Origin of the sequence: Sphingomonas sp. (genome assembly GCF_036731925.1) — a bacterium.
Classification (GTDB): domain Bacteria; phylum Pseudomonadota; class Alphaproteobacteria; order Sphingomonadales; family Sphingomonadaceae; genus Sphingomonas.
Map to the genome: position 1 here is coordinate 132072 of NZ_DAINDJ010000003.1, position 12637 is coordinate 144708.

The 12637-nt window shown below is 63.1% G+C and carries 7 protein-coding genes; 3 read left to right on the forward strand and 4 right to left on the reverse strand.

Features of this window, described 5'->3' with window-relative positions; all coding sequences use genetic code 11:
• Positions 1–126: 126 nt before the first annotated feature.
• Together V7E00_RS17880 and V7E00_RS17885 are read right to left on the reverse strand one after the other, a co-directional pair.
• The gene (locus V7E00_RS17880; protein ID WP_333574006.1) at positions 127–4656 is read right to left on the reverse strand and encodes a putative Ig domain-containing protein; all 4530 of its coding nucleotides are present in this window, start codon (positions 4654–4656) and stop codon (positions 127–129) included.
• Between the two features lie 538 nt (positions 4657–5194).
• Positions 5195–6106 carry a LysR family transcriptional regulator gene (locus tag V7E00_RS17885; RefSeq protein ID WP_333574007.1) on the reverse strand — a complete coding sequence of 304 codons (912 nt, stop codon included), beginning with the start codon at positions 6104–6106 and terminating at the stop codon, positions 5195–5197.
• 94 nt (positions 6107–6200) lie between these two features.
• On the opposite strand from V7E00_RS17885, the gene V7E00_RS17890 reads away from it, so the two are divergent.
• Positions 6201–6992, forward strand: coding sequence for an SDR family NAD(P)-dependent oxidoreductase (locus V7E00_RS17890; RefSeq protein WP_333574008.1), 792 nt, complete (start codon positions 6201–6203; stop codon positions 6990–6992).
• A 7-nt stretch (positions 6993–6999) separates the two neighbouring features.
• Entirely contained in the window at positions 7000–7305 is a 306-nt protein-coding gene (locus V7E00_RS17895) for a putative quinol monooxygenase (protein WP_333574009.1), read from the forward strand.
• Positions 7306–7876: 571 nt separating this feature from the next.
• On the opposite strand, the gene V7E00_RS17900 is transcribed toward V7E00_RS17895, so the two are convergent.
• Positions 7877–8104 (reverse strand): hypothetical protein, encoded by a 228-nt coding sequence (locus V7E00_RS17900; protein WP_333574010.1) that lies wholly within the window; start codon positions 8102–8104, stop codon positions 7877–7879.
• 794 nt (positions 8105–8898) lie between these two features.
• On the opposite strand from V7E00_RS17900, the gene V7E00_RS17905 reads away from it, so the two are divergent.
• Positions 8899–9357 carry a hypothetical protein gene (locus tag V7E00_RS17905; protein ID WP_333574011.1) on the forward strand — a complete coding sequence of 153 codons (459 nt, stop codon included), beginning with the start codon at positions 8899–8901 and terminating at the stop codon, positions 9355–9357.
• A 728-nt stretch (positions 9358–10085) separates the two neighbouring features.
• Here the strand turns inward: V7E00_RS17905 and V7E00_RS17910 are convergent.
• The gene (locus V7E00_RS17910; protein ID WP_333574012.1) at positions 10086–12551 is read right to left on the reverse strand and encodes a PAS domain-containing protein; all 2466 of its coding nucleotides are present in this window, start codon (positions 12549–12551) and stop codon (positions 10086–10088) included.
• Between the last annotated feature and the right edge of the window lie 86 nt (positions 12552–12637).

Consider the following 12637-nt stretch of genomic DNA (forward strand, 5'->3'; position numbering starts at 1 on the left):
CATCTGGAAGTGGGCGCGCAGTGGGCGGCCTTCAGCCTGCGACGCCCGAGTTTCTCCGCCCCCGCTGTCATCGAATCTTCCTCGACCTCACGGTTTTCTAGAACGCTGCTGATCACGGCGCTGGGATCAGAATTGCTTGCGCGCCCGAACGCTCGTGGACATCGCCCTCTCGTCCATTGCCCCGCGGAAGCCGAGATTGATCGAGAACTGCCAATCCGCGGGCAGATCTAGATCAATGCCCGGAGCCAACACGAACTGTTCGCGCCCCCAGTTTTGCGCACGCAGCCGGTAAGCGGAGGGGCCGACGATGTCGGCATAATCGACCCCTTGCAGCGACCCGCCCTGGAACTCGTGCTGCCACTCGCCGCGCAGGTTGACCGTCATCGAGCCGCCCGGAAGGAGGGCGTGGCGAAGCGCCGTGCGAACACCAAGCGTTCCCGTGGTGGAGCGGATGGCACGAGAGTCGAAGCGGAGATCGTAGACGCCGGCGCCCTGCTCCACATAGCCGTGAAGCCTGCCGTTGCTCGTAGCCGCCCTCCCATAGATCGACCAGCCCAACGGCCCGCTCGCGCGGTCAATTCCCATGGATAGCGCCACGCTTGTGAGGCGGCCCGAGCGTTCACCCGAAGCGAGCGCTCCCGTCGTCGCGTCGGTGCGGCGCGTGCGGAAGGTCATCCAACTGGTGCTGGCCACGCCGTCGACAAAAAGCCCAGGCACGGGTGCGGCGCTGCCGTAAAGCGCAATCGTTGTGCCCTTGGAGAAAAGGCGCCCCTTGCCTCCATTGATTCGGCTGATGTCCCGGCTGAGACCGGCACCGGCGCCGAGGTACAGCCCGTCGCTCACCTTTGCATCGACACCGCCGCTGAGCCCGCTCGTCGCAGCGGTGATCTTCGCGCGGCCGGTAGCGGCGTCGCGTGTACCCAGTTCCACCGTACCGCCGCTCCAGACGGCCACGCTGCGGCAACCCGTCTCCACGCCATGCTTTGCGTTGGCGCGCTGCTGTTGTTGCGCTCCCTCGGCACGATCACCGCGGCGCATCTCGACTGGATCGTCGCTACGGGGCCTCGCTTCAGGCGGCGCGCCGTCGTGCGAAGCCACGCGCACGCCGTTGAAGGAGTGCCCGCAATCACCGTGCAGCGTTTCGGCACGCCGCAGGAAGTTGGAGACCTGCGCCTGAGAGAAGCGACGCGCAGCTTCGGCTTGCCCGTCGCTGATTGCCTGTACCACCGGATCGGCAGACGGATCGGGTCGGCGGGTGACATTGACCGTCACCATCGCCGGCGCGGACGTTCCGAACGCGTTGGTGAGGGTGTACTGAACCAAGACGGCACCGCTGAAGCGCGCCTTGGGCGTGACACGAACCTTGAAACTCCGGCTGGTGCCGCTGCCGCCAAGCACGATCTCGGCGGTCGCCTGCTGGGCCGGCGAGACGCTGATGATGGCGGCTTCGACGAACGGACCCTCGGTAGCACCCGCAGTAAGGTCGACCAGCACCGGCTGCCCGTCCAGCGTGTTCGCCGTCAGCGCCTGCGCCGTCGGGATCCTTCCAACGACGTTGATGACGACCGAAGCCGGAGCCGATATGCCGCCGGGGCCCACCGCAGCGAACTGGAAGCTGTCTGGGCCATGGTAATTCGGATCGGGCGTATAGATCGCGATTACCTGGCTGGGCAGTTCGAGCATGCCGAACACGGCAAGCGCCGCCATCATGCCCGGAGTACCGCTGGCCCGCATGGCAACCGTGCGGATGATTGCCACCGACCCGTGCTGCGGCTGACGCATGATTCGGATTTCGGTGTACTCGCCGGACACCAGGCTGGTCAGGTTGATCGCGACATTCTGGCCCGCTTTGGTTTCGGTGTTCGCCGGAACGCTTGCGGATGTCGAGTCGGCGGCCACCGGCGGGGGCGGCGGTGCAATTACGATCGAGTAGCGTTGCGCGAGCACTGCACCGTAGGCATCGGTCGCCGTTACGCTGGCTTCAAAGCTGCCTTCCGTCGCAGGCGTGCCGGTGATCGCGCCGGTCGTGGCGTTGAGGCTCAAGCCTGCCGGCAGTCCGGTTGCGGTGAAGCTGTACGGGGCCGTGCCACCGGAAGCGGTGATGGTCTGAGTATAGGCCGCACCCACAGTGCCATTCGGCAAGCCTCCCGGTGCCGGGCTGAACACCAAGGTAGGTGATGAGACCGTCACCGTGACGGTTGCTGGTGCACTCGTGCCGGCAGCGTTGGTGGCCGTATAGGTAAAGCTGTCGGTACCGGAGAACCCGGCATTGGGCGCATAGCTGATCGCGGTACCGGTGACGCTCGCAGTGCCATGGGCAGGCGCGATTGCAACTGCCACGCTCGTGGTAGCGCCGCCAGCAAGACTGAGCGGGACGGCGGTCGCGCTGCTGTTCGCTGCAACCGCGACGGTGGAGGCACCGGCCACGGGCGCCTGAACGCCGATCGCGATCGTGTAAGTCGCGGCCCCCGTCGTACCATGCCCGTCCGTAACGGAGATCGTCACGTTGTAGCTGCCGGCCATCGTCGGCGCGCCGCTGATCACGCCCGTCGCGGCGTTGATAGTGAGGCCTGCGGGCAGCCCCGCCGCGGTGAAGCTATACGGAGAGGTGCCGCCCGTGACCGTGACGGTCTGATTGTAGGCGGTTCCGACGGTGCCGTTGGGCAGCCCACCAGGTGCGGGTGCGAAGCTTAGGGTCGGCGTAGAGACCGTCACTGCCACTGTGGCAGGCGCACTGGTGCCAGCGGCGTTCGAGGCCGTGTAGGTGAAGCTGTCACTACCGAAGAAGCCGGCGTTTGGCGCATAGCTGATCGCCGTGCCCGACACGGTGGCAATACCATGGGCGGGAGCCGCGGCGACTGCAACGCTGGTGGCAGTGCCGCCGGAGAGGCTGAGCGATACGGCAGTCGCAGCGCTATTCGCGACGACGGCGAGGCTCGTAGATCCCGCCACTGGCGCCTGGGTACCGATGTTCAAGACATAGGTTGCGGACCCGCCGGCACCATACGTGTCCGTGGCGGTGATCGCGATGGTATAGTTCCCTGGCGTCGTCGGGGTGCCCATAATCGCGCCGGTGGTAGCGTTGAGCGTCAATCCTGTGGGCAGCCCCGTCGCGCTGAAGCTGTACGGGGCAGTGCCGCCGGTGACCGTGAAGGTCTGAGTATAGGCGGCGGCGACGGTGCCGTTCGGCAAGCCGCCGGGTGCGGGACTGAATACCAGCGTGGGTGCCGATACCGTGACGGTCACCGTTGCCGGTGCGCTCGTTCCGGCGGAGTTCGTGGCGGTGTAGGTGAAGCTGTCACCTCCCGAGAAGCCAGCGTTGGGCGTGTAGCTGATAGCGGTGCCCGAAGCGGTTGCCGTTCCATGGGAAGGGGCTGTCGCGACGGCCACGCTGGTCGCGGCGCCGCCGGCGAGGCTCAGCGGCACGGTAGTTGAGCTACTGTTCGCTGCCACAGTCACGGCAGAGGCACCCGCCACTGGCGCCTGGATGCCGATCGCGACGGTGTAGGTCGCCGACCCCGTCGCGCCATGCCCGTCCGTCACGGAGACGGCCACGGTGTAACTGCCAGCGGTCGTCGGCGTGCCGCTGATCGTACCCGTCGCGGCGTTGAGGGTCAGGCCTGTCGGCAGGCCCGTTGCGGTGAAGCTATACGGAGCCGTGCCGCCCGTGACCGTGATGATCTGGCTATACGCAGTGCCGGCCGTGCCGTTGGGCAGGCCTCCAGGTGCAGGTGCGAAGCTCAGCGTGGGTGCGGCCACGAGGCTCGTGTAGGGCGAGCCGCTGATATTGGTGCCGTCGAGCCTGATGCTCACAGCGTCGGTACCCGCGATCATGGGCGTGTAGCTGAAGCCGTAACTGCCGCCGCCACGATCGGTGATGGCTGAAACCGAGGCGCCGGCGTTGCTGCCTCCTATGCTCGCCGACAATGCTGCTGCCGCACCGCTGATTGGATTGCCGCTGCTGTCTCGAACAGTGATGGTGACGAGGGTGGGAAGACCTGCGCTGCCATTTGGAACTACGGCGCTGGACTGTGCCGGGCTTCGCACGCCCACGGACGCGACGGTCACCGTGGCGGTGCTCGTGAAGGTGGAGCCGTTTGCGGACGCGGTGGCGCTGTAAGTGACGCTGCCCGCGGCACTTGATTGGACGGAGAAGGTCGCCTGACCGCTGCTGTTTGTTACGGCAGAGGCTGGCGAGATGGCCGTGTTCGCCAACGGATTCGCATTCAAGGTGACGTTGGCACCCGCCAGCCCAGCTCCGCTGGACAGCTTCACCGTCACCAGAATCGTAGCCGTTTGCCCGACAGAGACGGTAGCCGACGAAGCGCCGTTCACGCTGAGGGTGGTCTGGCCGGCGTCCGGAGCGGTGGCGTCCAGATACTCGTTCAGCTTTGCGACAACCGAATTGGAGCTGCCATTATAACTGGCGCTAGCGGTGTAGCTGCCGCCAAGGACAAGCAGTCGGTCTCCGCCCGAGTTTGCAGTGAACGCTACCGCGTCGATGACCGTGTTGCCGCCCGGATAACGAGAGTTCAGCACACCGGTTTCTGCGTACTGAACGCCGTTCACGGTATAGTACAGCGTGCCGCTGGTGTTCTGGAACGCACGTTGCGTACCCCCATCGGCAAACCGGATCGAGCCGGGATCCGCGTTCAAGAGAGTGGTCGTAGCGAACGTTTGGCCAGTCAACGTTCCAACGTACGCCCGGTTGAAGCGCAATTCAGCTGCATGCGAGGAGCCCGCCCACCCAAACGTGAGCAGCAGCGATGTCAATAGCGCGGAAAGTGCGAGCTTCAGGAGCTGGCGACCTTCTTCAAACCGCAGGTACGTCATGCACGCCTCAAAACTGAAAACCGTGCGATTGCATAAGCTTGTCTGGTTAATAGGAGTGGCTTGATCGCCCTCCGTTCAAGCACGTAGCGAGGTCAAAAGAACAAGGGTGCTGGTTCATCGAAGCCCCTTTCCGCGTCCCACCATTCGTGCAGAGACCGGCGCATTGAAGACGATTGCGCGCCGAATCACCGCGATGCCCGCTTTTGACATGCTCGCGAGCCCCTTCGAGCGCCAGGAAGTGGGCGCCTTGCTCTAGCCTCCTTTAGAGCACCCAATTGGCAGCTATTGTCAGGAGCTGACTTTCGCGAGGGCTGATCTGAACGACCGACTCTGGTCGGTAGCCGTCGATCACACCCGGCGATCAACTGAACAATGCCGACGCCCTGACGCTCGCTGCCAAATGATCGATGAACGCCTTCACCCGTTGGGGTGGTGGACCACCTCGCACGTATATGGCGTGCACGGGTTCCACGTCTCCAGGGTTGTACTGTTCCAGTAGGGAGACGAGGGCGCCGCGAGCAAGGTCCTCCTCGACATGGAACCGGCCGAGCCGTGCAATCCCAACACCTTCCAGCGCCATCTGGCGCAAGGTCTCGCCATTGTTGACGAGTACCGATCCCGAGACGGGCTGCTCTATGATCTGGGTCCCGACCTTCATGGGCCAGCCGGTGTGCGCCTTGCGGAAATTGAATCCAAGGCAGTCATGCTCTCGGAGGTCTGATGGTTGCGACGGCGTTCCCTTGCGCGCGAGATAGGAGGGTGCGGCACAGACCAGGCGTCGGCTCTCTCCAAGCTTGCGGGCAACCAATGCGCTGTCCGCGAGGTTTCCCATCCGGACGGCAATATCGGCTTTCTGTGTTACCAGGTCCACGATGTCGTCGGTGAAGCTGAGGCTAATCGTCAGTTCCGGGTGCTTGTTCAGGAACGAGCCGATCGCCGGCGCTACCAAGAGACGCCCGAAGGGCAGCGAGGCGTTAATCGACAGTCGGCCGCGAACTGCTCCTCCGGACGCGGTATCATCAGCAACGGCAATTTCCCGCAGAATGCGCTGCACGGCCTCAAAATAGGCCGCTCCCTCCTCCGTGAGTCCGAGAGCGCGAGTGGTGCGCACCAGAAGGCGCGTTCCCAGTCTGCTCTCTAAGCGCGCGACGAGCTTGGAGACGGCGGAGGGCGTGAGTTCCAAGCTCCTCGCTGCGGCCGAGAAGCCGCCCTCGAGCACGACCCGCGCGAAAACCTCCATTTCGCCCGATCGCTCCATCGCTATGCGCGGCATTCGGTCCCTCTGTTCACAAATATTGTTCCTTCAAGGGACATAGCGAGCGAAGCGGCCTGAGCCTAGCTGCTGGGGAGGCAATTGGAGAACACAGATGGACCTCAAGCTCACCAACAAGAAAGCCCTGGTGTCGGGATCTACAGCCGGGATCGGCCTGGAGATTGCACGCAAACTCGCGCATGAGGGCGCAGACGTCGTTCTAACCGGGCGCGATCCAGCCAAGCTCAACGCGGCCGTCGCCGACATCGGCACCGCGCCGGGCACCAAGGTCGCAGGCGTGCTCGCCGACGTCACCACCACCGAAGGTGCCGCGAAGGTCATCACGCAACATGCGCAAGTCGATATCCTCGTTAACAATCTGGGCATCTACGAGAGTAAGCCGTTCGCCGAGATAACAGACGACGATTGGCTGCACTATTTCGACATTAACGTTATGAGCGGAGTTCGGCTCAGCCGCCACTATTTCCCGCGAATGCTAGAAAAGAAGTCGGGCCGGGTAATCTTCGTCTCGAGCGAAACCGGACTCGCCGTCGACCCGGCGATGATACACTATGCGATGACCAAGACGGCGCAGCTGTCGATCGCGCGCGGCATGGCGGGCCTCACCCGCGGCACCGCAGTGACCGTCAATTCGGTGATGCCCGGGCCGACGCGGTCCGAAGGAATCGTTGAGTTCCTGAAGAGCGTGGCGAGCAAATCCGACGCCACCGCGCAGGAAGCCGAGGCCGAGTTCTTCGCGGGCGCTCGCTCGGGTTCGCTGCTTCAGCGGATGATCGAGGCTGAAGAGATCGCCAACCTCGTCGCTTATCTCGCCAGTCCAATTTCGGCCGCTACCAACGGCGCGGCGATCCGTGTTGAGGGCGGGCTCATCAATTCGCTGGCTTGAGGCTGACATGACCGATCCGATCACCATCATCGCCGTGACCGTCGCCGCCGAGGGTCAGGAAACCAGGGTGCGCGAGGCACAGGAACGTCTTGTTATCGAGACCCTGAGCGAGCCTGGGTGCCTACGCTACGAGCTCAACCAGTCAATCGACGATCCGCGCGTGCTGATCTTTACCGAGACTTGGGCGACCGAGGCTGCGTGGCGCGCGCACATGGACGGTGCAGCCATGCAGCGGTTCCAGGCAAGCGGCGCCAGCCGCTTGCTCTCCGACTTCACTCTATTTCGAGCCCGGCGCGTCGCCGGGGCCGGATGACTTGGTTCTACCAGGACAAGCGGCGACCCTCGGGTGGCTGGTAGACCTACCATTTGAAGCGTCGCCTGTGGTCAAGAAGGTGGGAGCTACGGCCTCAGGAGGATGATCGCGGCTTGCCTCGCGGCGAATTGCGCTCAACGGCAGCTTTGCCCATTTTCTTCCCGCGAGCGGGCATGGCCGCATTCCACCCCCTACTTGGCCACCAGGGGCGCCGCGCCCGCACGTCCACGTCCGCTTTAGGGAGGTTAATTGACGGTCTGGATGTCTAAAGGTGGGCGCATCACTGCCACACAGGTACGCACCGAGCGATGATGGGTTTTGGCAGAGGCTGCCGTTCCAAGCGTGACCGACAAACGACGTATTCTGGTCGCAAGCTGCCGGGAGCGCGATCGACCTGTGTTGGGACGAAGCTGCCGTTCCCAACTACTCGGCGGAGCGACGGCTGTCGGAAGGAGCAGACACTGCAGCCGGGCAAAGCGCCGAACTGTCGAGCCCTCGCGGGGAGGCGGTCGTTCACCGGGATTTGGGATGCTTGCCCCGGAGGGACCCGTGCGACTGTCCAGCTGCTCGGTTAAGCCTTCCGCCTTGCCAGCACTCCGAGGGCAAGGAGGCTGGCAATCGCGATAGCCGGCATGCCGATCAGCCAGAAGCGGTCATCTGTCGTCAGGTCCCACGGCGCTCCGCTGCAGCTCGTCGCGCCGGGGGCGTAGCCGCAGGCTAGTTGGACGAGATACCCATAGACGAGCATCGCGCACACGCCCGTCAGCGCCGCAAGCGCGAAAAGGACATTGGATAGCATTCGCATCATCCGGTCGACCGTCCTGGGCTCACCTCCGCGAGCGACATACCCCGCGGCAGGCCAACGCCTCTAGCCGATCCGCAGCGACGTGCAATCGGGGCCGCCGCGAGATATCTGGAGGCAGAGTGAGGCGAAATGGTCCGCCGGTCCGCGCTAGATGCGGTGGCTTTTCGGCCTTGCCAAAGGCGTAGGAACCAGCTGTCTGCCAGACCTGTCCCGCGACACGGAGAAGAATGCTGTTAGTTCGTGCAGTCTTGGTCAGCGCAGCCGCAGTGACCTTAGCCGCGGCGACGCCGCCACAGCAGAGCGCCGTCCAGGCAAGTGCGAAGCGGATGCCCCTTGTGCCGCTGAGCGACGAGGACGCGCAGTCGACGCAGGAGACAGGCTGCACGTTCACGTTCACTGGGGCAGGCCACGACTATCTCCAGCTTGTCGGCAGCGAGCTCATGCTCCGGGATCAGCAGGGCCTACGCTCGTGTCGGTTGACCGAGAAAGAGGGTGAGGACCTGGAGACAGGACGGGGCACCGCTTCCTGTTCGGGTTACCGTCTGCACATTCAGCCCACCGGCCGCTCCACATCGAATGCAGCGACAGATAGCAGCAGCGGTCGCGCGGTTCTTACGGTGGACCAAGGCGGCGTTACCACCAGCATGCGTGGCATTTGGGGAGTCGCTTGCTGAACCCGACGTGCCATCTTGCAAGACGGACCTCGTCTCCGAACGCCACCTGTGATCCCACTTCATCCGCATCGGATCCTGTTCAAGAGCGTTCCCTCGCCGGCCAAGGAGGGTTGGATGCGTACATTTTATCTCAAGCGCATGGTCGGGGTTGCGCTCGGAACGGCTTCCGTTTGCAGTCTGCAGGCACAGGACCTGCCTTCCGATGAACAGCTTCAAAGGGCATTTGGCGCGACCTACAATCGCTTGGGCCTTATTGAATATTGCGTCGCCAAGGGTTTCGCGAACACAGGCGATGTGGCGAACGCGCGGAGGATCGTGGCTGCGACCTTGAGCGGAATGACTGCCACGCCCGCCGCGCGTGCGCAGCAAGAGGTTGGCCGGCGCGGCACCATAGTTGGGCCGCAGGTCATTGGGTTGATGAACCCGGCTGATCCTGCGCATCCCGAGGAGGTCGGCGAGGGCCAGGCGATGTTGCTCGCCGAGAATGCTCGGGCACAGAAACTGTCTGAACGCACGCTCTGCAAGCAGATGACCGAACAAGCATCCGCTGCCGTTGGAGCTGCCGAAAGATAGGTGACTACCCAGCGGCGCGGGGCTGATCATTCCGCCCGCTTTGAACAGCAGGCCGATCCGTGCGGTACGACGCTACTTCCCGTGTTCGGGTAAGCTGCTGTGCGAATTGAGGGCGCTGATGTGGCCGCTTTCTGTGCCGTCAGCAGGGTCTATCAAGCAGTTGACCAGCGCAGGCTTATCGGTCTTGGCACGCGACGGTGTCTCCCGCTACGTTGGCCGGCGTAGCCGAAGCAACGCTGCACGCGTGGCCCAGGCGGGCCGCTGCAATGCGCCAACCGGTCCAATCGGGCTACGGCGCGAAATCGCAGATTCCCGAAATCAGGGTTCTATGCGCGTTTTTGGAGGTGGCTGCGTGCATTCGGTCTACTCATGAACGCGAGAATGGCGAATGCGGGCAAGAGCAGCCGTACGGGCGCTGATCGGCGAACGTCTTGAGTTGGTCGTAAACAGTCGAAGGACCAAGAGTGGGAGCTAAGGAAGCTAGAAGGGTAGGGACGCGATGCCCGATAGCACGAGGCGGTCGCCAGAGCCGATGTCCGCTTGCGCGTCTTCACGATCAAGAGCGGTCTACGGCTCAAGAACCTCCCTCGTCTGCGTCCATGTTGCCGTTCAGGTGAGAGGGCGAGCAACGAACGCTGCAGTCGCGCCGAGTCCGTCCTGATCTGGCTGGTTGCGGGCGACAAGGGTAGATCAATGACGCGCTACCCTATAGGGAACTTTAGAGTGGTTTAGCTTGCCGACCACTTGAGGATGTCGGCGACCTTTATAGACAAAGCCTCCAATGTGAACGGCTTCGTCAACAACTCCATGCCGGGCTCGAGATGGCCGTTGCCGACTGCCGCATTCTCGGCAAAGCCCGTTATGAAAAGCACTCTAAGGCCAGGGCGCAATCGCCGCGCTTCATCGGCGACCTGTCGGCCGTTCATGCCGTTCGGCAGACCTACGTCGGTGATGAGGAGGTCAATCCTGGCGCTCGATTGCAGCACCTTGATCCCGGCCGCTCCATCGCCGGCTCCGATGACGGTGTAGCCGAGATAGTCAAGCACCTCATCAATGAGGTGGCGAATTGTTGCCTCGTCGTCCACGACGAGCACGGTCTGTCTTTCGGTGCTGGAAGCCAAAGCTTTCATGTCCTGCAGTCCGGCATTCTCAGCGTCGCCGTGATAGCGCGGCAGGTACAAGCGTACGGTCGTGCCTTGCCCAAGCTCGGAATGGATACGGACTTGGCCACCCGACTGGCGGGAAAAACCGTATATCATCGATAGGCCAAGTCCCGTCCCCTGACCGATCGGCTTAGTCGTGTAGAAAGGCTCGAATGCTCGCTCGATCGTGGTCGGGGACATGCCCGTGCCATTGTCGGAGACAGCGATCGAGATATATTGACCGGGCGGCAAATCACGTTCGCGGCCAGCACGCTCGTCGATCCACTCGTTGGCGGTCTGGATGGTGAGCTTGCCTCCTTCAGGCATGGCGTCGCGACCGTTGATGCACAGGTTGATGATGGCGTTTTCAAGCTGGCTCGCGTCTATGTTCGCTGCCCAGAGCCCGACTGCCCCGACAATCTCGATCTGAGCCGTGGAGCCGACCGTCCGGTGCAGCATCTCCTCGAGACCGGTGATCAGCTGGTTGACGTCGGTGGGCTTAGGATCAAGCGTCTGCCGGCGAGAAAAGGCGAGCAGGCGCTGTGTTAGAGCGGCCGCGCGGCGACCAGCACCTTGTGCCGCTGTGATAAAGCGGTCGAGATCGTCTAAGCGGCCGCGGGCGACCCGCATTTGAAGAAGCTCGAGATTGCCCATCACCCCAGTGAGTAGGTTGTTGAAGTCATGGGCCAGCCCGCCCGTGAGCTGGCCGACCGCCTCCATCTTCTGTGACTGCCGCAGGGCGTCCTGCGTCAACGCCAGCTCGGCCGCAGCCTGCACCTCAGCTGTGATATCTTTGGCATGATGGAAAGCGCCTACGATTTTACCGGACGCGTCGCAAAGCGGGCTATAAACGATATCCCAAGACGGCCTCTCCAGCGCGGGGTCACCGAACTCTTCGCGGACATTGAACCTCTCGCCCGCAAGCGCGCGCTCCATGAAGCTTTTTAGGATGACGGCCTGCTCGGGCACGAACTGCTCGGTCAGGGAATCACCGACCTGCTGCTCAATGCCGTAGACCCTTAGATAAGCCTCACTGTGCGCCTTGTTGAACGCGATCAGTCTCAGGTCTTTGCCCCAGGCAACGACCGGCGAGGTGTCGGACTCGACGATGTCTCGATAAAGTCGGAGAGCAGCCGCCAGCTCTATCTCATCGGTTACATCTCGGGCGACGCAGTAGAAGCGCTCACCGTCAAGGACGGCCGTCCAGGAAAATGAACGGTACTGCCCGTCTCTACTCCGCAGGCGTTGAACAAACTGGCGGGTACTGCCGCCGCTCGCCACCTCCCTGACCTCAGCCCGGCTCTTCACGACATCGTCGGGATGCTCCATCCACTGGGATGTACGCCCGATCAGCTCCTCCCGGCTGTAGCCAAGCAGATCCTCCCACACCGGGCTAGTGTCGACCCAGCGCCCATCCAGATCGCAGATCACGAAGGGGTCGCGGGAAACCTGCCAGAGCCGATCACGCTCGGCAGCGATGGCGATTATCCGTTCCTGGAGAGTGTCGTTCAGTCCCAGGAGCTCAGCCTCGCTTGCTTCCAAAGCGCGTAATGCGCGTACCCGCTCGGTGATCTCGACCCCTTGGTTGAGCAGACCAACGATGCGACCATCTTCGCCGCGGATTGCTGAGGCGGTGAAGTCCCAGATGGTCTGCTTCAGCGTACCGTCGCGAATGATGCCGATCTGAACGTTCTCGCTGGCGAAACCCTCGCCTGTCTCCATCGCCAAGAGAAAAGGCGGTGCAACCTGTTCCCATGATTCTCCCCAAACTTCAGAAACCGGTCGACCGAGAGCAGCGGGGTGCCGGTCCTGCAACGAGGGAATATACGCGTCGTTGTAAAGGAACAGCAGATCGGGTCCCCAGAGGACCGTACCGAGCAATGGAGAATTCAGGCAGGCTGACAACACCGCCTTCAGCGATAACGGCCAATCTGCGGGAGGGCCTAACGGCGTTGCGGCCCAATCGTGCGATCGCATCAGTGCACCCATCTCGCCGCCCCCGGTGAGGAATGCGGTTGCGGGATCGAACGCAGGATCGAATTCAAGTGGCATGCCCGGTATTTAGCGCCTGGCCGCGAAAACGTCAGTCGGAATGATGCCTCCGAGGCTTTCCGTTCGCCACCCAATCTCGGCGGTCG

Excerpts from the sequence above, each read along its gene's own strand:
- V7E00_RS17900 (WP_333574010.1), bottom strand. The coding sequence starts at position 8,104 with ATGCTATCCAATGTCCTTTTCGCGCTTGCGGCGCTGACGGGCGTGTGC.
- V7E00_RS17905 (WP_333574011.1), top strand. The coding sequence starts at position 8,899 with ATGCGTACATTTTATCTCAAGCGCATGGTCGGGGTTGCGCTCGGAACG.
- V7E00_RS17910 (WP_333574012.1), bottom strand. The coding sequence starts at position 12,551 with ATGCCACTTGAATTCGATCCTGCGTTCGATCCCGCAACCGCATTCCTC.
- V7E00_RS17890 (WP_333574008.1), top strand. The coding sequence starts at position 6,201 with ATGGACCTCAAGCTCACCAACAAGAAAGCCCTGGTGTCGGGATCTACA.
- V7E00_RS17885 (WP_333574007.1), bottom strand. The coding sequence starts at position 6,106 with ATGCCGCGCATAGCGATGGAGCGATCGGGCGAAATGGAGGTTTTCGCG.
- V7E00_RS17895 (WP_333574009.1), top strand. The coding sequence starts at position 7,000 with ATGACCGATCCGATCACCATCATCGCCGTGACCGTCGCCGCCGAGGGT.